Source organism: Corynebacterium tuscaniense DNF00037, from assembly GCF_000759055.1.
GTDB classification, from domain to species: Bacteria; Actinomycetota; Actinomycetes; order Mycobacteriales; family Mycobacteriaceae; genus Corynebacterium; species Corynebacterium tuscaniense.
In genome coordinates this window covers 13,383-35,050 of record NZ_JRNG01000002.1, presented here as the reverse complement: position 1 = coordinate 35,050, position 21,668 = coordinate 13,383, and the positions used below count along the sequence as shown (strand labels likewise).

The 21,668-nt window shown below is 58.1% G+C and carries 22 protein-coding genes; 16 read left to right on the top strand and 6 right to left on the bottom strand.

Annotation, left to right across the window (positions count from 1 at the left end; all coding sequences use genetic code 11):
- Positions 1–5: 5 nt before the first annotated feature.
- From hisH to pyk, 9 genes are all read left to right on the top strand, one after another.
- The gene (hisH, locus tag HMPREF2129_RS00785; protein ID WP_034661769.1) at positions 6–644 is read left to right on the top strand and encodes an imidazole glycerol phosphate synthase subunit HisH; all 639 of its coding nucleotides are present in this window, start codon (positions 6–8) and stop codon (positions 642–644) included.
- 23 nt (positions 645–667) lie between these two features.
- Positions 668–1,417 (top strand): bifunctional 1-(5-phosphoribosyl)-5-((5-phosphoribosylamino)methylideneamino)imidazole-4-carboxamide isomerase/phosphoribosylanthranilate isomerase PriA, encoded by a 750-nt coding sequence (gene priA / locus HMPREF2129_RS00780; RefSeq protein WP_034661767.1) that lies wholly within the window; start codon positions 668–670, stop codon positions 1,415–1,417.
- 7 nt (positions 1,418–1,424) lie between these two features.
- Positions 1,425–2,216 (top strand): inositol monophosphatase family protein, encoded by a 792-nt coding sequence (locus tag HMPREF2129_RS00775; protein WP_034661765.1) that lies wholly within the window; start codon positions 1,425–1,427, stop codon positions 2,214–2,216.
- A gap of 18 nt (positions 2,217–2,234) precedes the next feature.
- Positions 2,235–2,990 carry an imidazole glycerol phosphate synthase subunit HisF gene (gene hisF / locus HMPREF2129_RS00770; protein WP_034661762.1) on the top strand — a complete coding sequence of 252 codons (756 nt, stop codon included), beginning with the start codon at positions 2,235–2,237 and terminating at the stop codon, positions 2,988–2,990.
- A complete protein-coding gene (gene hisI / locus HMPREF2129_RS00765; RefSeq protein ID WP_034661759.1) occupies positions 2,987–3,340 on the top strand; it encodes a phosphoribosyl-AMP cyclohydrolase in 354 nt (117 codons plus the stop codon). Before hisF ends, hisI begins: the two co-directional genes overlap by 4 nt.
- Entirely contained in the window at positions 3,340–3,960 is a 621-nt protein-coding gene (locus HMPREF2129_RS00760) for a TIGR02234 family membrane protein (protein WP_034661757.1), read from the top strand. The genes hisI and HMPREF2129_RS00760 overlap by 1 nt, the downstream gene beginning before the upstream one ends.
- 39 nt (positions 3,961–3,999) lie before the next feature.
- The gene (locus HMPREF2129_RS00755; RefSeq protein WP_052092470.1) at positions 4,000–4,857 is read left to right on the top strand and encodes an indole-3-glycerol phosphate synthase TrpC; all 858 of its coding nucleotides are present in this window, start codon (positions 4,000–4,002) and stop codon (positions 4,855–4,857) included.
- An 18-nt stretch (positions 4,858–4,875) separates the two neighbouring features.
- On the top strand, positions 4,876–5,796 hold the full coding sequence (gene lgt, locus HMPREF2129_RS00750) for a prolipoprotein diacylglyceryl transferase (protein WP_034661754.1): 921 nt from the start codon (positions 4,876–4,878) through the stop codon (positions 5,794–5,796).
- A gap of 69 nt (positions 5,797–5,865) precedes the next feature.
- Positions 5,866–7,305 carry a pyruvate kinase gene (gene pyk, locus HMPREF2129_RS00745; RefSeq protein WP_034661751.1) on the top strand — a complete coding sequence of 480 codons (1,440 nt, stop codon included), beginning with the start codon at positions 5,866–5,868 and terminating at the stop codon, positions 7,303–7,305.
- 16 nt (positions 7,306–7,321) lie between these two features.
- Here pyk and HMPREF2129_RS00740 read toward each other — a convergent pair whose 3' ends face one another.
- A complete protein-coding gene (locus HMPREF2129_RS00740; protein ID WP_034661750.1) occupies positions 7,322–8,044 on the bottom strand; it encodes an aminotransferase class IV in 723 nt (240 codons plus the stop codon).
- Between the two features lie 179 nt (positions 8,045–8,223).
- Here HMPREF2129_RS00740 and HMPREF2129_RS10945 point away from each other — a divergent pair, with 179 nt between their 5' ends.
- Positions 8,224–8,505: a hypothetical protein gene (locus tag HMPREF2129_RS10945; protein ID WP_150385879.1), complete on the top strand. Its 282-nt coding sequence runs from the start codon at positions 8,224–8,226 to the stop codon at positions 8,503–8,505.
- Between the two features lie 24 nt (positions 8,506–8,529).
- Here the strand turns inward: HMPREF2129_RS10945 and HMPREF2129_RS00735 are convergent, their stop codons facing one another.
- Genes HMPREF2129_RS00735 through HMPREF2129_RS00720 form a run of 4 tightly spaced genes read right to left on the bottom strand, consistent with a single transcriptional unit; the run spans position 8,530 to position 15,540 of the window.
- Positions 8,530–10,386, bottom strand: a complete 1,857-nt coding sequence (locus tag HMPREF2129_RS00735) for a chorismate-binding protein (RefSeq protein ID WP_034661747.1) — start codon at positions 10,384–10,386, stop codon at positions 8,530–8,532.
- A 28-nt stretch (positions 10,387–10,414) separates the two neighbouring features.
- Positions 10,415–12,802, bottom strand: coding sequence for a glycogen/starch/alpha-glucan phosphorylase (locus HMPREF2129_RS00730; RefSeq protein ID WP_034661745.1), 2,388 nt, complete (start codon positions 12,800–12,802; stop codon positions 10,415–10,417).
- A 60-nt stretch (positions 12,803–12,862) separates the two neighbouring features.
- Positions 12,863–14,149 carry an amidohydrolase gene (locus HMPREF2129_RS00725; RefSeq protein ID WP_034661742.1) on the bottom strand — a complete coding sequence of 429 codons (1,287 nt, stop codon included), beginning with the start codon at positions 14,147–14,149 and terminating at the stop codon, positions 12,863–12,865.
- 53 nt (positions 14,150–14,202) lie between these two features.
- Positions 14,203–15,540 carry a DUF4921 family protein gene (locus tag HMPREF2129_RS00720; protein ID WP_034661738.1) on the bottom strand — a complete coding sequence of 446 codons (1,338 nt, stop codon included), beginning with the start codon at positions 15,538–15,540 and terminating at the stop codon, positions 14,203–14,205.
- Positions 15,541–15,571: 31 nt separating this feature from the next.
- On the opposite strand from HMPREF2129_RS00720, the gene HMPREF2129_RS00715 reads away from it, so the two are divergent.
- Positions 15,572–15,967: a hypothetical protein gene (locus HMPREF2129_RS00715; protein WP_034661736.1), complete on the top strand. Its 396-nt coding sequence runs from the start codon at positions 15,572–15,574 to the stop codon at positions 15,965–15,967.
- On the opposite strand, the gene HMPREF2129_RS00710 is transcribed toward HMPREF2129_RS00715, so the two are convergent.
- The gene (locus HMPREF2129_RS00710) at positions 15,937–17,127 is read right to left on the bottom strand and encodes a glycerate kinase (RefSeq protein ID WP_232218061.1); all 1,191 of its coding nucleotides are present in this window, start codon (positions 17,125–17,127) and stop codon (positions 15,937–15,939) included. The two genes, HMPREF2129_RS00715 and HMPREF2129_RS00710, sit on opposite strands and share 31 nt — an antisense overlap.
- A gap of 159 nt (positions 17,128–17,286) precedes the next feature.
- Here HMPREF2129_RS00710 and gdhA point away from each other — a divergent pair, with 159 nt between their 5' ends.
- The 5 genes from gdhA (at position 17,287) to mutM (ending at position 21,659) form a co-directional block, all read left to right on the top strand.
- On the top strand, positions 17,287–18,633 hold the full coding sequence (gene gdhA / locus HMPREF2129_RS00705) for an NADP-specific glutamate dehydrogenase (RefSeq protein WP_034661996.1): 1,347 nt from the start codon (positions 17,287–17,289) through the stop codon (positions 18,631–18,633).
- A gap of 79 nt (positions 18,634–18,712) precedes the next feature.
- The gene (locus tag HMPREF2129_RS00700) at positions 18,713–19,432 is read left to right on the top strand and encodes a DivIVA domain-containing protein (RefSeq protein WP_034661734.1); all 720 of its coding nucleotides are present in this window, start codon (positions 18,713–18,715) and stop codon (positions 19,430–19,432) included.
- 29 nt (positions 19,433–19,461) lie between these two features.
- Positions 19,462–20,040 (top strand): YceD family protein, encoded by a 579-nt coding sequence (locus HMPREF2129_RS00695; protein WP_034661731.1) that lies wholly within the window; start codon positions 19,462–19,464, stop codon positions 20,038–20,040.
- Complete coding sequence (rnc, locus tag HMPREF2129_RS00690; protein WP_034661728.1) at positions 20,040–20,804, top strand: ribonuclease III; 765 nt, start codon at positions 20,040–20,042, stop codon at positions 20,802–20,804. The genes HMPREF2129_RS00695 and rnc overlap by 1 nt, the downstream gene beginning before the upstream one ends.
- A gap of 9 nt (positions 20,805–20,813) precedes the next feature.
- On the top strand, positions 20,814–21,659 hold the full coding sequence (gene mutM, locus HMPREF2129_RS00685; protein WP_034661725.1) for a bifunctional DNA-formamidopyrimidine glycosylase/DNA-(apurinic or apyrimidinic site) lyase: 846 nt from the start codon (positions 20,814–20,816) through the stop codon (positions 21,657–21,659).
- Positions 21,660–21,668 lie beyond the last annotated feature (9 nt).

Below are 21,668 nucleotides of genomic sequence, written 5' to 3'. Positions count from 1 at the left end.
CGTTTATGAGTTCAGTCGTGGCGCTGCTTGATTACGGCGCAGGTAACCTCCGTTCCGCTCAGCGTGCTTTGGAGCACGTCGGTGGTGATGTTGTTGTCACCCGCGACCCGATGGTGGCGGTGGAAGCTGACGGCTTAGTTGTCCCCGGTGTAGGCGCTTTTGATGCGTGCATGCGCGGATTACGTGAGGTGGCAGGCCCCCGCATCATTGGTCAACGTTTGGCTGGTGACCGCCCGGTGTTGGGGATCTGCGTGGGGCTGCAGGTCATGTTTGATCGTGGAGTGGAACACGGCATTGATACGGAGGGGTGTGGGCAGTGGCCGGGGGTCGTGGAAAAGCTTGATGCCCCTGTTCTCCCGCACATGGGTTGGAACACTGTAGACATCGCCTCTGAATCGCAGATGTTTGCGGGGCTGGATGGAGAAACGCGCTTTTATTTCGTCCACTCTTACGGCGTGCAACACTGGGAGATGGAAGAGGACGAGTTCATCGCAGCGCCGAAAGTATCCTGGTCGCAGCACGGCAACTCCCGTTTTGTCGCAGCCGTAGAAAATGGGCCCTTGTGGGCAACACAATTCCACCCGGAAAAATCGAGCGACGCAGGCCTGCAGCTACTGAAGAACTGGGTCGATTCACTCAGGTAGACCAGACCCCATAGAATGCGGATATGGAAAACTCTGGTTTGTTCACTGTGCTTCCCGCTGTCGATGTTGTAGACGGCAAGGCTGTTCGGCTTGACCAGGGGGAAGCGGGCACAGAAAAGTCCTACGGGGAGCCGCTTGAAGCAGCACTTAAGTGGCAGGCCGACGGTGCGGAGTGGCTGCACTTCGTCGATCTGGATGCCGCCTTCGGGCGTGGATCGAACCATGAACTCATGGCGGAGATCACCCGTGAGCTAAGCATCAACGTTGAGTTGACCGGTGGCATTCGTGATGATGACAGCCTGGCCCGTGCACTGGGTACCGGTGCGAGGCGCGTGAACATTGGTACTGCTGCGCTAGAGAATCCGGAGTGGGCCAAGGACGTCATTTCCCGCCATGGCGACGCGATTGCAATTGATATTGCTGTGCGCGAGGAAAACGGCCAGTGGCGGACGAAGGGCCGTGGCTGGACATCTGATGGCGGTGACCTGTGGGAGGTGTTGGAGTTCTTCGACGCAGCTGGATGCTCCCGCTTCGTGGTCACCGATGTGAGCAAGGATGGCACCCTGTCCGGGCCCAACGTTGAATTGTTGCGTGATGTCTCTGCGGCAACAGATGCGGTTGTGACGGCATCGGGTGGCGTGTCCACTCTCGAGGACATCGCTGAGATTGCCCGCTATGCAGACGAAGGCATTGACAGCGTCATCGTGGGTAAAGCCTTGTACGAGAACCGTTTCACCCTGCCTGAGGCTCTCCGGGCCGCAAGAGGCAAGTAGGGCACCAATGGCCAAAGACGAAATACGCGAGTACCTTCGCATCGCTGAGGAAGCCGCCGACGAAGCCCGCCGGATGTTCGTCGACGGCCTAGGTAGCCTGCCCGCTTTGTACAAAAAGAGCGGTGATTTTGCTACGGAGATGGATCTTCACATTGAGGAGATGCTTCGTGATCAGCTGATCGCGGCCACCGGTATTCCTGTCCTGGGGGAGGAAGAAGGCGGTGTCCTGCGCAATGACGCGAGCTGGGTTGTTGATCCCATCGATGGCACTGCGAACTACGCATCAGGCAACCCCAGCTGTGCGATTCTCATCTCCCTCGTGGTGGACAAACAGCCGGTGGTCGCTGTCACCGATATTCCGCTGTTGAACATGCGGTTGACTGCACATCACGGCTCTGGAGTACACCTCAACGGGGAGCTGTTGCCGCCCGTGAACATGGCGGCGCACGTATCCAACCAAGTGGGCGTTGGGGCCGTGGGGTCCGATGAGGGAAGCAGGATCCCCCCGGATAGTCGCTTGCGGTTGATCAAGGCGTTGGAGTACGCGAATATGCGCCCGCGTATTAGCGGCTCTGTGGGTATTGACCTCGCGTTTGTTGCCCAGGGTGTGTATGAAGCTGCCGTGAGTTTCTCACCGCACCCGTGGGATAATGCCGCGGGAGTGCTGCTTGCGCGTAGTGCCGGAGCGGTGGTCACGGATATTGACGGCAATGAGTGGGAGCTCGGCTCTTTGGGCGTCATCGCAGGGTCTCCGGATGTTCATGAATCCGTACTGCGTACGATTAAAAGCATTGCTTGACGACGAGTAGGAGGCCCCATGACCGTAGCCACACGAGTCATCCCATGTTTGGACGTAGACAACGGCCGAGTGGTCAAGGGAGTGAACTTTGAAAACCTGCGCGATGCAGGTGACCCAGTGGAACTAGCCAAGCTCTACGGCGAGCAAGGGGCAGATGAGCTGACTTTCCTGGACGTGAGTGCCTCGAAGGAAGGCCGGGGCACCATGCTGGATGTGGTGCGTCGTACCGCTGAGCAAGTGTTCATTCCTTTGACCGTTGGCGGTGGGGTTCGTAGCGCGGAGGATGTCCGTGAACTGCTGCGCGCCGGTGCTGACAAGGTGTCTGTGAACACCGCTGCCATCGCACGGCCGGAGCTTCTCTCGGAGCTTTCGCGTGAATTCGGTGCCCAGTGCATCGTCTTGTCTGTGGATGCACGTCGCGCCGGGGATGGATTTGAAGTGACCACGCATGGTGGTACCCGCTCGGCGGGTCTTGATGCGATTGAGTGGGCCAAGACTGGTGAGAAGCTGGGCGTGGGGGAGATCCTGCTCAACTCCATGGACGGTGACGGCACGAAGGAAGGCTTCGACATCGAGCTGATCGAGCGCGTGCGCGAAGCGGTGTCGATTCCCATCATCGCTTCTGGCGGCGCTGGGAAGGCTGAGCATTTCCCACCGGCTGTCGAAGCAGGTGCTGATGCTGTGTTAGCTGCATCCATTTTCCACTTCGGTGAGGTATCCATTGCTGAGGTGAAGCAGAGCTTAGCTCAGGCTGGGTATGAGGTACGCCCGTGAAACCTGAAGAAGCAGTCCTCGACCCCCAGGTGAAAGACCGCATCCGATTTAATGAAGCGGGATTGGTTCCCACCATTGTGCAGGCGGATTCTGGGGAAGTACTGATGATGGCCTGGATGGATGAGCGTGCTCTTGCCTACACCTTGGCCACACGCCAGGGCACATACTTTTCCCGCTCCCGTTCTGAATACTGGATTAAAGGCATGACTAGCGGAAACGTGCAAGAAGTCCTTGAAGTCAAGCTTGACTGCGATGGGGATACGCTGTTGATGGTGGTCCGTCAGACCGGCGGCGCGTGCCATACAGGCGACCGCACGTGTTTTGATGCTGATGTGCTGTTGGAGCAGTAATGAACAAAATTGGCGCATTGTTGATGGGGCTTGGCGGGCTCGTACTTTGGCTAGCGTCCCGCATGACATGGTTGACCGCAGATTATGCCGACGACCGTACTGGTGACGGATCTGCACCGATTAATGGCGCGGAATGGTCCACTGAAGTCACTGCAGTGGTCTTGGTGCTGCTTGCCGCAACCATCGCGGGCTTGGCACTGCGCCGCTGGGGGAGGCGCATCGTGGGCGCAGTGGGCGCAGTCGCGGCAGCTGCTGTGACAGTCGCGCCGTTGGGTTTGTTGCTGGGCACACCAGACCCAGAACGGGTATCCGCCCTGCTGCTGTATGACATTGAAGACAGTGACGCCACTATCACCTCCTGGGCTGACATCACCGCGGTGAACACCGCTGTTGTACCACCTGTGCTTGCAGTGGTGGGAGCGCTCATCGCTGTTGTGGGTGGCCTGATTCTGGCAGTGCGTCCAGGGCAAGATGCTGCGACGATGAGCAAATACGAGAAGTCCTCTCAGCGCAAAGAAAAGATCGAGCAGGACCTCGAAGCAGAACCCCAATCAGGCCGAGTTTTGTGGGATGCCATCGATGCGGACATCGATCCCACGGAAGATAACCGCCACACCTGATTTCGTTCCCACCACCACGAACGGATACTCTCTGAAGATATGACCGCGGTGCAGGGCAATCAACAGGTTGTCATACCGGCGAGCGAAAATCCCGTTGTCGCCGGTGTACTCGCGGGCGTTGCCGCCCGTGAGGCGGTGATTCCTTTCCAGGAGATTAAAGCTCGCTCGCGCAGTTTGTCTGATAACCGCGATGCACTTGCCGCTTTACTCAGGCCTGGTTGTGGCGTGATCGTAGAAATCAAACGCACATCCCCGGTCTTCGGCCCTACCCATGTGACGCATACAGCGCAGTCCGTGGGCGCACTCGCCGCTGAAATTGAATCTGGGGGAGCAGCACTCATTGCCTGCCAGACTGAGCGATTGCGTTTCGACGGCTCCTTGCAGGACATGCAAGAAGCCCGCCGGGCCACGAGTTTGCCCATGGTGTGCCGTGACGTCATCGTTGACCCCTATCAAATCCACGAAGCCCGCTGCTATGGCGCCGATATGGTGCCACTGCAAGTCGGGCTTTTAGAACAAGCACGGCTGGAAAGCCTTTTGGATCGCGTGGAATCCTTGGGCATGGTGGGTATGGCTGAGGTGCGCACACCGGAGGAAGCGGACCGTGCCCTTGCCGCGGGTGCGACGGTGATCGGTGTGAACTCGTGGACCTTTGATACAAACGAGGTCAACCGTCAGGCCTTCAGCGATATTGAGCCTGGCTTGCCGGAAAGCGTGGTGCGCATCAGTTTGGGTGGTGTGCGCAACGCACGTGATCTCATGGCAGCTGCCTCAACCGGGGCTGATGCTGTCATTGCCGGTGAGGCAGTGATGAACAGTAATGACGTCACAGCAGCGACACGCAAACTCGTGGCAGCTGGACAACACCCGGCCTGTCCTTCGCGCTGGGGAGGCTAGCGTGGCACACTATTGGGCGTGAATACGCAGATCCTTGCCAACATCCCCTCACCCCCGCAGGGCGTCTGGTACTTAGGTCCGGTGCCTATTCGCGCGTATGCGCTGTGCATCATTACAGGCATCATCGTGGCCATGGTGTTGACGCTGAGACGCTACAAGGCGCGCGGTGGTAATCCGGACACCGTGTGGGATGCGGCGATTGTGGCAATCCCCGCTGGAATTATTGGCGGTCGTACCTATCACGTGATCACGGACTATGACAGCTACTTCGGGCCTGGCAAGGACTGGAAGCAGATCTTCAACTTCTCCGCCGGTGGTCTGGGCATCATGGGGGCCGTGACGCTGGGTACGTTGGCAGTGTGGGCTTTGTTTAAATTCAAGAAGGTTCCACTCGTGCCCTTTGCGGATGCTGTGGCCCCGGGCATCATCTTGGCGCAGGCCATTGGCCGTTTGGGTAATTACTTCAACCAGGAGCTCTATGGGCGGCCCACCGATGTGCCGTGGGCGTTGGATATTTATTACCGCGTGGATGAAACTGGTGCCTTCGCGCCGCTAACCGGTAGGTCAACGGGGGAAGTTATTGCGAGCGTTCACCCCACGTTCTTGTACGAGATGATCTGGAACCTGTCCGTCTTTTGCTTCCTGCTCTGGGCGGAGAAGAAGTTCCGCCTGGGCAATGGACGCGTCTTCGTGCTCTACGTCGCGTCCTACGCCTTGGGCCGTATCTTTATGGAATTCATGCGTGCGGATGCTGCAAACCTCATCTTTGGGCTGCGCGTCAACTTGGTTGTTTCGACCGTCATCTTCCTCGTTGCCACGATCGTTTTCGTATGGATGAAATCTAAGCAGAGCGTTCCGGCAGCAATGAATGAAGAAGCGGATGTAGACAGTGGTGATGCGGAGGAACAATCCGACGCTGAGAAGCCTAAAATGCCATAGAGCGAAACCCGTTTAGTTTCGGTAGCGTAGGCGAGGTATCAGATCCCTCGCGCAGATAAGAAGAAGTGGATGACAGTGGACAGACGCACCAAGATTGTTTGTACTCTCGGACCTGCTGTGGCCAGCAAAGATGCAATTCTTGGCCTTGTGCGTGACGGCATGGATGTCGCCCGCCTGAACTTTTCCCATGGTGACTACCCGGACCACGAACAAAACTACAAGTGGGTGCGCGAAGCCACCGATGAAACTGGTAAGGCGGTAGGTATCCTCGCTGATCTGCAGGGCCCGAAAATTCGTCTCGGCCGCTTCGAAGGCGATGGAACGACGTACTGGGGGACCGGCGAGGAAATTCGCATCACCGTCGATGATGTTGTGGGCACACATGACCGGGTATCCACCACATACAAGCAGCTTGCGGAAGACGCTCAGCCGGGCGACCGCTTGCTGGTCGATGATGGCAAGGTGGCGCTCGTGTGCACCGCCGTTGAAGGCAACGATGTTGTGTGCAAGGTCGTCGAGGGTGGCCCGGTGTCCAACAACAAGGGTGTTTCCCTACCGGGCATGAATATTTCGGTGCCGGCTTTGTCTGAAAAGGACAAGGCAGACTTGCGTTTCGCATTGAAGCTCGGTGTGGATTTCATCGCTCTATCTTTCGTGCGTTCGCCTTCTGATGTGGATCTTGTTCACGAGATCATGGATGAGGTTGGCCGCCGCGTGCCCGTAATTGCGAAGCTGGAGAAGCCGGAAGCAGTTGATGCGCTTGAATCGATCATCCTGGCTTTCGACGCGGTGATGGTTGCGCGTGGTGATCTGGGTGTCGAAATTGCGCTGGAACAGGTGCCGCTGGTGCAAAAACGTGTCATCCAGATTGCGCGTGAGAACGCGAAGCCGGTGATCGTGGCAACGCAGATGCTTGACTCTATGATTGAGAACTCTCGCCCAACGCGTGCGGAGGCATCTGATGTAGCTAACGCTGTGCTAGATGGCACGGATGCAGTGATGCTCTCCGGTGAGACATCTATCGGTGTGGATCCACGCAACGTGGTACAAACCATGGACCGCATCGTGCGTGTAGCGGAGTCCATGGGCAACGTTCCGCCGCTTAACCACATCCCACGTACGAAGCGCGGTGTGATTTCTTACTCCGCTCGCGATATTGCGGAGCGCCTTAACTCTCGCGCCCTCGTTGCCTTTACCAACTCCGGTGAAACAGCGCGACGTATGGCACGCTTGCGTTCCCATCTGCCGTTGCTGGTTTTCACTCCGCGTCAAGAGGTGCGCTCACAGTTGGCGTTGACGTGGGGTGCGGAGACGTTCTTGTGCCAGAAGGTTGATGACACGGACGAGATGATGGCCGTGGTGGACAAGTCGCTGTTGTCCATTGAGAAGTACAAGGAAGGCGATACCATGGTCGTGGTTGCCGGCACCCCGCCGGGTGTTGCTGGCACAACGAACATGATTCACGTGCACCAGTTGGGCGAGGACACGCGTAACCCGAAAAAGCTCTAAGAAGCCGTAAGGCTTCTTAGAGGAAACCGTCCCACCACCAGTCCCGCCACTGCGCGTAGTTGGGGTGAGGCGGGGGATTGATCACCCCGGTGCTGGTGTGAATCTCACTGACAGGACTGATTCCGTGCAGTGAGTTGAGAAACCATAGAGGATGTTCGGTGGCAAGCTCCGGGGTGATGTGGCGCGGTGCCACTTTGATGCCCTTGCTACCCGCCTGCGCTGTTACCTGATGCAGCGTCACACTGGGCAGCCCGATGCCGTCGGGGACGTACAAAGTGTCGTTGCCCCACATCACCAGAGCGCCAGTGGTGGTTTCCAGCATCGAGCCATCGGGTGCGGTAATCACCGTGTCATCGGTATTGTCCGCTTGATGGAGTGACCGATAAGCACGTAGCGCACCAAAATCGGGCCCTTTGACCAGAGGGTGTTCGCGTGGGTCCGGCGCAGAAACATATGTCAGACGGGTTTCCGTGCGTGCTGGTGGGGCGGGGCGGATATCCAGCAGTAGCAGGTTCGACGTGGCAGCGATACGGGGAAAGAGCTCGCCTTGTTCAAGCAGTGCGAGCATCTCATCCACGAAGCCCAACGGAAGTGGACCTGCCGTGTGTATGAAGCGTTTCAGATGCAGATCTAACCCATTAGTTCGTCCGAATGAATGGCGCCAGGAATCCGCAACATCGAAGGGGCCATGTGGGAAATCACGAGGCACAAAGCCGTCGTGCCAAGCGTAATTACTCATCGAAGACTCCAAAAGTAGGCAAGCAGTGTCTATCTAAGCGATGATCTCACAGGAAAATATTCATGGGGGACAGTGTCCGCGCTGGTGAAGTGAGAAAATCGTGGAGGGATGTATCGTTTTTGCCTATCTAAGCGATTGATGGGTTGTGAGGACTTCTGTTGAACAATGAGGAGGAAACAATGACCCGTCAACGTATCGCCGCTCTCGCCCTTGCAGGCACCGTCGCGTTCGGGGCCGTCACTGTCCACGCCCCGAGCGCTACTGCTGAACCTGCGCAACCACCAGCGGCTGGAGCACCACAGTTATCCTCAGACTTCAACCTGGTGAGCTTTGCAAACTCACTTATCAAGCTGCCTTTACTCGCGCTTGGTTTGTCGAGCATTGCTTTTGGGTCCGCTGCCCCACAAGAGTTCCGGTGCGAAGGACTTCTTCCGTACGTCTGCCTATCTAAGAACAAGTAGAAGGCGAGTTGCGCCGTGCTCCCACTAGTCGTTGAAGGCGCCCAGGACAGCCTCTGCTTTGAGGTCACGCTCCGCTAGTTCTGCGTCTGCATCAGAAGCGAGAACGATTGCGCCGCCGGCACCCACTGTCACGGTGGAACCAGTGCGCACGGCGGTGCGGATAACCACGGAGAGATCCGCTTGGCCGTCGTAGCCGAAATAACCCAGCGCACCGGAGTAGACACCGCGTGGGCCGGTTTCTAGGCGGTCGATGATCTCGCAGGTGCGTAGTTTCGGTGCGCCTGTCATGGAGCCGGGTGGGAACGTGGCCCGCACCGCGTCGACGGCGGTAGCGCCAGCTTTTAGTCGACCGGTGATGATGGAGACGAGCTGGTGGACAGTGGCATAGCTTTCCACTTGCATGAGGCCGGGGACAGTGACGGTGCCTGGTTCGCACACGCGGGAAAGATCATTACGCACCAGATCCACGATCATGAGGTTTTCCGCACGGGTCTTCTCATTGTTTAGGAGTGCAGGATCCTCGTCAACCGCGACTGTGCCTTTGATGGGCTTGGCTTCCACGTTTCGGCCCCGCACGGTGAGGAACCGTTCAGGAGAAGCGCTTGCTACTTCGATGCCGTCGAAGATCAGGTGGGCAGCATAAGGCGCTGGGTTGTGTGCGCGGAGGGGCGCATGCATGTCACCAGTAATCTCTGCGGTGTATGTGTCGGTCAAGCAGATCTCGTAGCTTTCACCTGCGCGGAGGAGCTCCTGGGCTTCCTCGATGCGGTTCAGATAATCCGGAGTGCGCCATGAGCCGGGCTGAATGTGTGCAGGATTGGAGGTACGGGGACTGTTGGAGCTTTGTAGGGCGCTCTCGAGCCGGTCCAAGAGGAAACGGGAGTCTGTGCCAGTGAGACAGCAGAGATGGGAGATTTCGCGCTTATGGTCGTAGACGATGAAGGACTGTGGCCGGACGAAGTAAGCATCCGGGTACGGGGAGGAATGACTGAGCGTGACAGGCAGAGTTAACTCGGCACATTCGTAACCGAGGTAGCCGATCACACCACCGGTGAACGGTAGATTGGGTGCGTCAAAGATCGGAGTGGACAATTCCTGGTCGAGGATCTGGAGGATGTCATCGCCGTCGGCATTAAGCGAGTAGCGGATGGAGCGGGAAAAATCGCCAGCAGTATCCCCGAGAATGGAGAAACTTCCCCGGGCATCAGCAGAATCCAGGAAGAAAGCGTCGTTGCCGTCTTGTCGGATTGCGTTGAACACGCGCTGACAATCAATCGCCCCAGGGATCTCACGGTGGGTCAGGCGCCACCCGCCGAGGAAGTTGCGCATGAGGGTAGCGCCATGTTGTGTGAGGATGGACTCCGGATGGAACTGGACACCCCAGTGTGGTGCGTGATCCACTTTGAAGGCTTGGATCACGCCGTCCTCGCTGCGGGCATGAACCGTGATACCGGGGATCTCTTCCACGTGGAGGGAGTGGTAGCGCACCACTTCCACGTCTTGTGGGATGCCCGCGAAGATCCCTTCGTCGGAATGAGTGAGACGCGAGATGAACCCATGGCGCGGTTCGGGCGCACGGGTGACGCGTGCACCTGCCAACATGGCTAGGCCCTGATGGCCTAAGCAGACACCGAGGAGAGGAATGTGTGCTTCCGCGGCGGCTTCGATGACGCGCCGGGATACACCGAAGTCTTCTTCCCGTTCGGGTGTGCCTGGGCCAGGGGAGATCACTACATGGCTGAATTCACCGGCACGGACTCTGTCCGGCAGCTCAGCCCCCTTGTGCGCGGGCACAACAAGGGGTTCAACCCCGCTCACCTCTGCGACGAGGTGGGCGAGGTTGAATGTGTAGGAATCGTGATTATCAACGAGCAGGATCATCACACAGAATCATGACAGATGAATGCCACTAGTTGATCGGGGTCGGCTTGATCTGCCACACCTCAGTTGCGTAGTCACGGATCGTGCGGTCAGAGGAGAAGCGGCCAGATTCGCAGATATTGATCCAGCACATGCGCGCCCAGTGCAGCGGGTCAGCGTAGTACTCCTTGGCCATGCGGTCGCGGGTCTCCTTGTAGGACTCGAAGTCACCCAGGACGTAGTAGGGGTCCGGGGTGTTCCATCCACCGTCGATAAGCAAAGAATCACGCAGATCGGAGAACATGCCGGTGTGATTGTCATCCAACGTGCCGTCGATAAACGCATCGAGCACGCGCTTGATAGCGGGGTTGTTCTCGTAGACCTCAGTCGGGTTGTAGGTCTTCTTCAACCCCGGCAGCTCTTCCTCGCGGGCACCGAAGATGTAGGCGTTGTCTTCACCGACGGAATCGACGATCTCAACATTCGCGCCATCCATCGTGCCTAAGGTGAGCGCGCCGTTCATCATGAATTTCATATTGGACGTACCCGAGGCTTCCTTGCCGGCGGTGGAAATCTGCTCGGAGACATCCGTGGCAGGGATGATGTGCTCAGCCGGGGAAACGTTGTAGTTCTCAATGAACACAACGCGGATGTACTTGGAGGTTTCCGGGTCGTTGTTAACCAGGTCGCCGATGGTGGTGATCAGTTTGATGATCGCTTTGGCGCGGACGTAGCCCGGCGCGGCCTTGGCGCCGAAGATGAACGTGCGCTTCGGAATATCCGTTTCCCCATCCTTGATGCGGAAGTACAGGTCAAGGATGTAGAGGGCGTTGAGTAGCTGGCGCTTGTACTCGTGGAGACGCTTGATCTGCGTGTCGTAGATGGAGTCCGGATCAATGTCAACGCCTTCGTGGATGCGCACCCACTCGGCAAAGTCCTTCTTATTCGCCGCCTTGATGTCGCTGAGCTCCTTCATCACCGCATCATCGTCGGCGTAGTGGCGCAGCTCCTTGAGCTGGTCCATGTCCGTGACCCACTCATCGGAACCGACCAGGCGGTCGAGCAGCTCAGACAGGCGTGGGTTGCACATACGCAGCCAGCGGCGTGGGGTCACACCGTTGGTCTTGTTGTTGAACTTCTGCGGGTAGAGCTCGTACCAGAAATTCAGCGTGTCACGCTTCAGAATGTCCGTGTGGATCGCGGCGACACCGTTGATGGAATAGGAGCCGTAGCAGGCAATCCATGCCATGTGGACCTTGCCATCGTGCACCGGCGAGTAGTGGTGGATCGTGTCCGGCTCCAAGCCGTGGGATGCCATGTCCTCGCGGTAACGGCGGTCAATCTCCACCACGATTTCCCAGATGCGCTTGAAGAGCTGCTGGAAGATGGACACATCCCAGGTTTCCAGTGCTTCCTGCAGCACCGTGTGGTTGGTGTACGCGAAGGTCTTGGTGGTTACCTCCCAGGCGTCTTCCCAGGACATCCCGTGCTCGTCGAGAAGCAAACGCATGAGTTCAGGAATGCCCAGCACCGGGTGAGTGTCATTGAGCTGCACGGAGTTGTACTCGGCGAAGCCACGCAGATCCTTACCGTGGTGCTCGATGTAGTTATCGATCATTTCCTGCAGCGACGCGGAGACGAAGAAGTACTGCTGGCGGACGCGCAGCACCTTGCCCTGGTAGGTGGTGTCATTCGGGTACAGCACGCGCGTGAGGTCATGCACGGCTTCGCGCTCGAGGATGGCATCGGAGAAGCGCTGGGAATTGAATGCGTCGTAGTCGAACTCGCTCATCGGGGAGGCATCCCACAGACGCAGCGTGCCCACGTTATCCGTGCCATAGCCAGTGATGGGCATGTCGTAGGGGATGGCGCGGACGTGCATGTCGTCGAACTTCACAATGCGCTGCTGCGTACCACGGCGGACGATGAAGGGGTAGAAGCTTTCCTTCCATGCATCCGGGTGCTCCTTCTGAAAACCGTCGGTGATCTCCTGGCGGAACAGACCGTAGCGGTAGAGCAAGCCGTAGCCGGTGACCGGGTAGTCCTGCGTGACAGCGGAATCGAGGAAGCAGGCAGCGAGGCGGCCCAAACCGCCATTACCCAGCGCGGCATCGTGCTCAGCCTCAAGGACATCAACGAAGTTCTGGCCGTTTTCCTCGGCGACCTTGATGGCGTCATCGACAAGACCCAGGTTGGTCAGGTTGTTCAGCAGCGCGCGACCCATGAGGAACTCGGCAGAGAAGTAGGCCTGCTGGCGTGTTGCCTTGTAGGTGGCGCGGGTGGCATCCCAGTTGTCGGCGAATTGCTCCATCGCCGCGAGGGAAAGACCGGTCCAGAACTTCTTCGGGGTAGACGTGTCAGGAGCGGAGCCGGAGACTGAACGGACGTGGCCGCCGACAGTGTCAGTGAATTCGGACGGGGTGGTTGGCAGATTCATGTTTGAAAAATACCTCTGGACTTCAGATAGTTGAGTCTCTAACGCTCGCCACTGTACCCACTAGTTGGTGGCTAGGTAGGTCAGCACGGCTGCCGCGGCGGCATGAGTTGCCGCGTGGACGGTTGGCTCATACTCCGGCAAGAAGCTGGGCATGTGGTTGACCGGTACATCTAGGTTGACTCGGTTCTCTGCTACGGCTTTGTCCCACACCGTGCGTGGCGTGGATCCGATGAGCCAAAAAATGTAGGGCACGCCGAATGCGAGTGGGATGTTGGCAAAGTCTTCGGAGACTGTCGATGGCTCTGCGTCGACAGAATCCGTACCAAAAACTGCGTCGAATGTCGTGCGGACAGTGTGGAAAGCGTCCACGTCATTGTCCAGCAGTTCGCCGTGTGCAAAATACTCAAAGTGGGGTTCTTCCTGGATGCCGGAAGCCTCACACTCAGCGATGACTACGCGCTGGATAGCGGCGTAGACCTTGTGTTTCACATCGTCGTTGTAGAAACGGCAGTTGAGCACCAGCTCTGCATGGCTGGGGATGATGTTGTTGGTTGTGCCCGCATTGAGCTGACCAACGGAGATCACGGCGAAATCTTTCGGGTTGACCTCGCGGCCAACAATGCCCTGGAGGCGAAGCACAATGTGGGCCGCGGTGTACGTGGGGTCAATGGCTGCGTGAGGCATGGAACCGTGAGCGCCGCGACCGGGGATGTGGATGCGGATGGAATCGCAGGCCGCAAACTGGGGGCCGGGCTTAGTTTGCACCTGCCCGGCGCGGCCCGGCATGACGTGTTGGCCTAGGCAGATGTCGGGGCGGGGGATACGTTCCGTTAGCCCATCAGTGATCATCTCGCTGGCGCCCCGTCCAATTTCCTCACCGGGCTGGAACAGTGCGACGAAGGTGCCGGCCCAATGTTCGCGGTTGTTGTCCATGATGTCGCACAGGCTCAGCAGGGCGGTGACGTGCATGTCGTGGCCACAGGCGTGCATAAGGCCAGTGACGGTGCCATCTGGGCGAGTGGCGGTGTCCGTGGAGGCATACGGTGCACCTGTGGTCTCAGTGACCGGCAGTCCATCAAAGTCTGCGCGGAAGAGCACCGTGGGGCCAGCACTGCCATTGGTTTGCGGGCCGTTGTGGAAAACGGCGACGATGCCGTAGATGCCGATGGGCGCAATGACCTGGCAGTCAAAACGCTCGAGCTCCATGAGAATTCGGGCATGCGTGTTGGATTCTTGCATGGACAGCTCTGGGTGTGCGTGAAGCTCTTCATACAGTTCGCGCTGCCACACGGGGTCCACAGTGCAGTTCTGCAGAATGTCCTTGATGGTGTTCGGCTGAACAGTCATGAGCGGGGATGCCTCCTCAAAAATTGCTCGTGTTCTGTTAGTGCAGAAGTGTATTAGCGGTTGAGTAGCGGGTTGTAGCGCAGCACGTTGAGTGCGGGCGAGCACTCCGTGGCAATGCGCAGGTTGTCGGCAATTTTTTCGGCATCGCGCAAGCTGTAAAGAGCACTGACTGTGCGGTCGCGGATGTCGTAGGGGGACAAGGTGTTCACGTACACACGCGTGCCGCCTTCAAAACCAGCGAGGGTGGACACACGCCACTTGATGTTGATGCGCCACGGCATGGGCATGTCCAAGTCAATGGGTTTGTGGTGCCATTCCTCGTTGCACGCAACCTGAGGCCCTGTGGCCGCATGTGCCGCATGGATAAGGTCAGACATGCCACGGACTTCATCAGTGCTGTGCAGCCACGGTTCCGATGTTGCGGACTTGGAATAGATACTGATGGTGGGGTAGCGGTGGCCAACACCAGCGGCCATGATCGCGTAATCATTCTCCGCGATGATGAGGTTGTGGCGGCTGGCGTAATTGATGCCCCATTCGTTGTACATGTTGGGGTTGGCGCGCAGTTTGGCTATTTCCATTTCGGCCTGGACCCCGTGCTCGTCGATAGCAACGAGCTGCTTGTGCAGATGCTCAAAAGAAGCACCGGCGGGAGCAAGCCAGTTTTGGAACACGGAGACGTACGGTGCGTAACGGTTGCGCTGGTAGAGATCGTGCAGCGAATCGATGGTGAATGTGATGAAAGCGTGGTGCTCTTCGGGGCTCAAGCTCCCGGAGGACGCAAGCTGTGTGCTGTCTGTTGCGCCATCGACGTAGTGCCGGCGTGCGATGATTACGTCATGTCCGCCACCGAAATATGCGGGAACATGGCTCAGAAGGTCGGCTTCGCTGAAAGGTTCGGTGTGTCCTGCTGCTTTCAGACGCGTGCGCACGATGTTTAACACGTGGCGGCGCCCCGCCTCATCCGCCAGGTAGCGCTCCATGTGCTCCGCGCGGGATTCGTCCATGCTGAAGCCATAATTTTGGGCCCAGTAGTCGTAGGAGACAATCTCAAACAAGTTAGGTACACGCCGAAACAGCGGTTCGGTGTCGTGGAGCTCGTGTGGCATCAGGTCTCGCAGAATCTCCCAGTGACCATCGCGGGAAATGATGCGGGATTTCTCCGGGGGAGTGGCCAGCATGTTGTCGGAGCAGAAATTGCACGCCGCTGTGAAATCTTGATCTATCAGCGCGCGGGGCTCCTTGTGTGTAGCAGTCAAAGGTCGATTGCCGCGCCCTGGGACGGTCCACACTTGGGTTCCAGAGAAGGGGTTGAGCTGTTTAATTGTCCCATCAGCCATGACGGTGAGTGGCTCGCGGGCGGCGGGGAGGGGGAACGTCGGGTGCGTCATAGGTTCTCAGGTTATCCGCTAGTCTTTGCTCATGCCTAGGATCCACTTCGATGTTCTCGTCCCTGACGTGTCCGCAGCGGAAGCTGTCGGTGCTGCTTTCAGTCGTGCAGTAGAGATTCTTGTCCAGCACGGAAAGCTCGAAGATGGCGGCGTGCTTATCGACGAATCACCGGAACTCGCCCCTGACACCGACGCTCAGCTGCGCCGGGTTTATGAGGAAGAGCGTGGAGAGAATTCCGCTGGCGCCAAGATTGCCCGCTATATCATCACCGCCGAGGGCGCGAGTTCTATGAACCAGCTGGCAATGGGCCTGTCCCGTGTGCTGACCCCGAAGGCGACCCTGCCACGTGATCCTGTGGCATTGGAACGCCAGATGGATTTTGAACTGCCTGCGGTTTACCCCTGGGTTGTGGAGGTATTGAGGTAGTCCACTGCTGCCTGGGCTCCGGCGCGAACCAGCTGTGCCCGGACATCCTCGAAGTCCTGGCCGATATCCACGGCGATAACGCCTTCTGGGACCTCAATATCAAAGCGTCCAGCGCACACTGCCAGCGTCGCGCCAGCCTCGGCAGCCAGTTCTGTCACTACTGAGACGACCTTGCCATTAACGCTTTGCTCGTCGTAACTGCCTTCACCCGTGACCACAAAGTGGGCGTTGCCAATTTTCTCCCGCAGGTTGTGCGCCGCAGCTACGGTGCGGGCGCCGGACAACACGTGCACGTGATCCGTGTTGCCGTGCAGCATCTGTGAAAGCCACGTGATCCCTACTGGCACAGCACCCGCTGCGCCATAGCCCGGCTGCTGGGAATCTACACCGGTGACTTCGCAGAGGTGCTCCAGTGCGGCGTCAACTTTCTCAACATCCTCGTCGGACGCGCCTTTCTGCGGGCCGAAGACTCGTGCTGCGCCTTGGGGGCCGGTGGCAGGGAATTCCGTGTCGGATAAAAGCACCCAATCCACGGAACCCGCTGGGATGTTCAGGTGTGCGGTATCAAAATCAGCCAAGTCTCCCAGATTCCCGCCGCCGGGTTTCAAAGGGCGACCCTGCGCGTCGATTGGGGTTGCGCCAAGTGCGACGAGGATGCCGGTTCCCCCGTCAATCGTTGCGGAACCGCCCAGGCCCAGCACGATGGTGGAGGCCCCGCGCGACTGTGCGTCAGCGATGAGGACACCTGTGCCGTAGGTATCACCAGTCAGCGGGACAGGTGTGTCTTTGACAGCAGGAAGACCGGTAGCAGCGGAGATGTCAATATAAGCAGTGGCTTCGGCGGTGTTAAAGGTGTAGCTGGCTTCGATGAGGCGCCCAGCCGCATCCGTTGTTGGCAGCGTGATGATTTCGCCGGAGAAGAGCTCTGCGGTCCCCTCGCCACCATCTGCCATGGGGATGTGTTCAATGTCACAGTCAATGATGATGGACTGGATTCCTTCCGCGATCCACTCTGCTGCTTGGTGTGCGTTTGTCGTTCCCTTGAAAGCGTCGGGGGCGACAACAACTCGGACAGTGTCCGCATTGGGCTGAAAATCTGCTGGTAATCCAGCGGTGTCTTCTTCAGAGGCGCGGGCGGTGGAGAAAGTGTGTCCGGTCACGATGCTGCTCCTGCTTGTTGGTCCGGCGTTGGGTTCGGCGGAAGAACTTTTTCTCATTGCGTACCGACGTTAGCAATTGGAGTGAACTCGACTCCCCATTCCGTACCGAGTGCCACTAAAGTGACAAAACTGTCGGCTAATAGAAAGAAGGGATCGATGATGGCAACGAACGACGACCAGATCGCTGGTTATTACCAGAAGCTGTTGAAGCGCAACGCGGGGGAGCCGGAATTTCACCAGGCAGTCGCCGAGGTTCTAGATTCCCTGAAGATCGTTTTGCAGAAGGACTCTCACTACAACGACTACGGCCTGATCGAGCGTCTCTGTGAGCCGGAGCGTCAGATCATCTTCCGTGTGCCGTGGGTTGCTGACGATGGGGATGTCCGCGTCAATCGCGGTTTCCGTGTCCAGTTCAACTCCGCTCTTGGCCCCTACAAGGGTGGCCTTCGTTTCCACCCGAGCGTCAACCTGGGCATCATCAAGTTCCTCGGTTTCGAGCAGATTTTTAAGAACTCCCTGACCGGCCTACCCATCGGTGGCGGTAAGGGTGGCTCCGACTTCGATCCGAAGGGAAAGTCTGATGCTGAGGTCATGCGTTTTTGTCAGTCCTTCATGACTGAGCTGCACCGCCACATCGGCGAGTACCGCGACGTCCCCGCCGGTGACATCGGTGTCGGCGGCCGTGAGATTGGTTTCCTGTTCGGGCAGTACCGTCGCCTGACCAACGAGCACGAGTCTGGTGTTCTGACCGGTAAGGGCCTGACGTGGGGTGGTTCCCTGGTGCGTACGGAGGCAACCGGGTTCGGCACCGTGTACATCACCAACAAGATGATGGTGGCTCACGGTGATTCCCTCGACGGTGCGAAGGTTATTGTCTCTGGTTCCGGCAACGTGGCTATCTACGCCATCCAGAAGGCTCAGGAGCTTGGTGCCACCGTCGTTGGTTTCTCCGATTCCTCCGGTTGGGTGGAAACCCCGAATGGTGTTGATGTGGAGCTGCTCAAGGAGGTCAAGGAAGTTCGTCGCGGTCGCGTCAACGAATACGTGGAGGAAGCGACTGGCGCTACCTTCCACGCTGATGGCTCGATCTGGGACCTCAAGGCGGATGTTGCTCTGCCGTGTGCAACCCAGAATGAGCTTGACGGTGAGCATGCTCAGAAACTTGTGGACAATGGCGTGAAGTATGTCGCTGAGGGGGCGAACATGCCATCAACCGCAGAAGCAATTGAGGTCTACCGCAAGAACCATATTCACTTCCTGCCGGGCAAGGCTGCGAATGCTGGTGGTGTGGCTACGTCCGCATTGGAGATGCAGCAGAATGCGTCGCGTGACTCCTGGAACTTTGAGTACACCGATGATCGCTTGAAGCACATCATGGAGAACATCTTCCGTAACACCTCCGCTACCGCCGCTGAGTACGACCATGAGGGGGACTATGTGGTCGGCGCTAACATCGCTGGTTTCAAGAAGGTTGCGGACGCTATGCTCGCCCAGGGCGTGATCTAAACAAAAGCCCATTACTTCCTTGGACACACCGCCTCGGCTTGCCGGGGCGGTTGTCTTTTCGCAGGTACTGTTTTGAATTATGTACCGCGTTTTTGAAGCTCTCGATGAACTAGTCAACACTGTTGAGCAGGCGTACGGCGTCCCCATGACGTCGAACTGTATGGTCCCGCGTAATGAGGTGCTCGCGCTTCTTGATGATATTCGGAACGCTTTCCCCGTTGAGGTGGATGATGCCCAGGATGTCCTGGATAAACAGGATGAGATTCTCCGTGGCGCTGAGGAGCGTGCCGATCAGATTATTGGGGATGCTGAGGATGAAGCGCAGCGTCTGGTGGGGGATGCACACAATGAGTCCGAGTCGATGCTGAGCGAAGCGCAAGAGCGTTCCACCCGAATGGTGTCCGAAGCGGAACAGGATGCTCATGCAACTGTGAGCCGGGCCCGTGATGAATCGGAGCAGATGGTGGAGCGCGCCCGCCGTGAAGCAGAGCGCCTCGTCGCCGACGGTAATGAGTCTTATGACCGTTCTGTTGCTGAAGGCTTGGAGGAGCAGAAGCGTCTCATCTCCGAGGCTGAAGTCTCCCGCCGTGCAGATGAAGAGGCACACCGCATTGTGGAGAGTGCCCACGCCGAGTCGAATCGACTGCGCACCGAATGCGACGAGTTTGTGGATGGCAAACTTGGCGAGTTCGAGGAGACTCTCACGTCGGTTTTGCGCACAGTGTCCTCCGACCGTTCGGCACTGCGCCAAGGCGCTGGGGTGTCGGGGCGCCGGTATGAGAGTCCGCGCCGTCGATAAGCGCTCGTGCGGGTAGGCTAGTGGCCGTTATGGCTACAAACCCTTTTGTTTTCGATGTTGCGGCCGTCATACGCGGTGATGGCCTCCCGGAAACGGTGACCCACACGGGTCCCGCACCTTCTCGTATTGGGCCGGAAATGATCGCGGTGCCGCAAGGCGCTGAGGTCACAGTGGATGCGACACTCACTCCGCTAGGGAGTGGGGTGTTGGTTGATGCGACGATGTCCGCGCAGTTGAAAGGACAGTGCGTGCGCTGTCTGCGCGAATTGGCCCCGACGGAGAGCATTACTATCTCGCAGGTTTACTCCGGTGCGGATGACTTCATCACCGGTGATGCTGAAGATGATGCGGATGCGGGCTCTGGTGATGATGTGCCCACCATTGCCGAAGGCAAGGTGGATTTAGAGCAGGCCTTCGTTGATGAAGCGGGCTTGACATGGCCGTTTAACCCTCAATGTGAGCCGTCATGTCCCGCCGATTCGGACGTGCCTGCACCCGATGGGGTGTCAGGCGAGGAGAATGATCTGCTTGATCCGCGTTGGGCTGGGTTGGAGAAATTCTTAAACGCTGACTCAGCCACGGATCCTGACACAGACGGGCAGAAGTAGTGCCACGCGCGAAGAAGAACAAGATTTCAGGTGATCAGGCGTGGGCTCAGGCTTTCTCGGCGGTGGACCATACGCCGTTGGTGGACACGCTTGGTGTTGAGGTTGAACATGACCTGTTGAAGCTGGCTTTGACACACCGTTCTTTTGCCAATGAGCATGGTTTCTTGCCGAATAATGAGCGCCTGGAGTTCCTCGGCGATGCCGTGTTAGGCCTTTCCGTGGCCACCAAGTTGTTCGAGCTGCACCCATCGCGGCCTGAGTCGGATATTTCCAAGATGCGTTCGTCGATTGTTTCCCGTTATGGGTTGGCTGATGTGGCACGTGAGATTGATTTGGGTGCGCATGTTCTCTTGGGCAAGGGTGAAGAATCCACGGGCGGGCGTGCGAAAGAATCGATTCTCGCCGACACGATGGAGGCTATCTTCGGTGCGATCTACCGGCAGTATGGGTTCGATCCTGCTCGCGATGTGATTTTGCGGTTGTTTGAGCACAAGATCAACACTGCGACTGCCACGGGCCGCCACCACGATTGGAAGACCACGCTGCAGGAGCGTCTCGCGGAGCTGAAGGCGGAAGCTGCGGTGTACAACGCTACATCCGTCGGACCGGAGCATGATCAGACGTTCACCGTCCATGTGTTCTCCGGTGAGACTGAGCTGGGGATGGGCAAGGGGCCGAATAAGAAGTTGGCGGAGCAGCAAGCCGCGCGCCAGGCCATGATGTTCCTTCATGACAATGCAGCGGCAGTGGCAGTTATTGACTAGTGGGGCCACATGCCTGAATTGCCCGAAGTAGAAGTGGTGCGCCGTGGTCTAGAAGACCACGTAGTGGGTTACACGTTCACGTCCGTAGAGGTGCTTCATCCGCGTGCAGGGCGGGGCAATGATACGGATCTCGCTGAGGTGCTTCCTGGCTTGACGGTCACCGGCACGGGGCGCCGCGGCAAGTTCATGTGGTTGGAGCTTTCCGACGGCAATGCGCTGCTGGTGCATCTGCGCATGTCTGGCCAAATGATCGTGGGTGAGCCAGGCACTGTGGATAGCCCGCATCTACGCATCCGTTCGGTGTTGGAACGTGATGGTCAAGAAATTGAGTTGGCCTTCATTGATCAGCGCACGTTTGGTTCGTGGCAGTGGGTGCCCATGACCTTTGATCATGGTGTGCTTGTTCCCGCAGGCATTTCCCACATTGCTCCGGACCCTTTTGAGGATGCCTTTGATGTGGCTGAGGTTGCCCGAGCGATGCGCCGCAAAAACGTGGCGGTGAAAACGATCCTGCTGGACCAGAGTGTGGTCAGTGGTATCGGATCCATTTACGCCGATGAAGCGATGTGGGCGGTGGGCGTGAAACCGACGCGCAAGGGGAAAGCATTACGGCAGCGTGATGCGGTAGCACTCCTTGAAGAATCGCGCGCCGTCATGGCGCGCGCCTTGGAAGCCGGCGGGACGAGCTTTGATTCGCTCTACGTCAACGTGAACGGCGCGAGTGGATATTTCTCCCGTTCGCTCAATGCGTATGGGCGGAAGGGCGAACCGTGCCTGCGTTGTGGAACACCGATTCTTCGAACGACGGTGAATCAGCGGTCTTCCTATTACTGTCCGGAGTGCCAGACGCTATAAACTTTCCGC

Bases quoted from the DNA above. Each gene is read 5' to 3' on its own strand.
- hisH (WP_034661769.1), top strand. From the start codon at position 6: ATGAGTTCAGTCGTGGCGCTGCTTGATTACGGCGCAGGTAACCTCCGT.
- priA (WP_034661767.1), top strand. From the start codon at position 668: ATGGAAAACTCTGGTTTGTTCACTGTGCTTCCCGCTGTCGATGTTGTA.
- HMPREF2129_RS00775 (WP_034661765.1), top strand. From the start codon at position 1,425: ATGGCCAAAGACGAAATACGCGAGTACCTTCGCATCGCTGAGGAAGCC.
- hisF (WP_034661762.1), top strand. From the start codon at position 2,235: ATGACCGTAGCCACACGAGTCATCCCATGTTTGGACGTAGACAACGGC.
- HMPREF2129_RS00760 (WP_034661757.1), top strand. From the start codon at position 3,340: ATGAACAAAATTGGCGCATTGTTGATGGGGCTTGGCGGGCTCGTACTT.
- HMPREF2129_RS00755 (WP_052092470.1), top strand. From the start codon at position 4,000: ATGACCGCGGTGCAGGGCAATCAACAGGTTGTCATACCGGCGAGCGAA.
- pyk (WP_034661751.1), top strand. From the start codon at position 5,866: ATGACAGTGGACAGACGCACCAAGATTGTTTGTACTCTCGGACCTGCT.
- HMPREF2129_RS00740 (WP_034661750.1), bottom strand. From the start codon at position 8,044: ATGAGTAATTACGCTTGGCACGACGGCTTTGTGCCTCGTGATTTCCCA.
- HMPREF2129_RS10945 (WP_150385879.1), top strand. From the start codon at position 8,224: ATGACCCGTCAACGTATCGCCGCTCTCGCCCTTGCAGGCACCGTCGCG.
- HMPREF2129_RS00735 (WP_034661747.1), bottom strand. From the start codon at position 10,386: ATGATCCTGCTCGTTGATAATCACGATTCCTACACATTCAACCTCGCC.
- HMPREF2129_RS00730 (WP_034661745.1), bottom strand. From the start codon at position 12,802: ATGAATCTGCCAACCACCCCGTCCGAATTCACTGACACTGTCGGCGGC.
- HMPREF2129_RS00725 (WP_034661742.1), bottom strand. From the start codon at position 14,149: ATGACTGTTCAGCCGAACACCATCAAGGACATTCTGCAGAACTGCACT.
- HMPREF2129_RS00720 (WP_034661738.1), bottom strand. From the start codon at position 15,540: ATGACGCACCCGACGTTCCCCCTCCCCGCCGCCCGCGAGCCACTCACC.
- HMPREF2129_RS00715 (WP_034661736.1), top strand. From the start codon at position 15,572: ATGCCTAGGATCCACTTCGATGTTCTCGTCCCTGACGTGTCCGCAGCG.
- gdhA (WP_034661996.1), top strand. From the start codon at position 17,287: ATGGCAACGAACGACGACCAGATCGCTGGTTATTACCAGAAGCTGTTG.
- HMPREF2129_RS00700 (WP_034661734.1), top strand. From the start codon at position 18,713: ATGTACCGCGTTTTTGAAGCTCTCGATGAACTAGTCAACACTGTTGAG.
- HMPREF2129_RS00695 (WP_034661731.1), top strand. From the start codon at position 19,462: ATGGCTACAAACCCTTTTGTTTTCGATGTTGCGGCCGTCATACGCGGT.
- mutM (WP_034661725.1), top strand. From the start codon at position 20,814: ATGCCTGAATTGCCCGAAGTAGAAGTGGTGCGCCGTGGTCTAGAAGAC.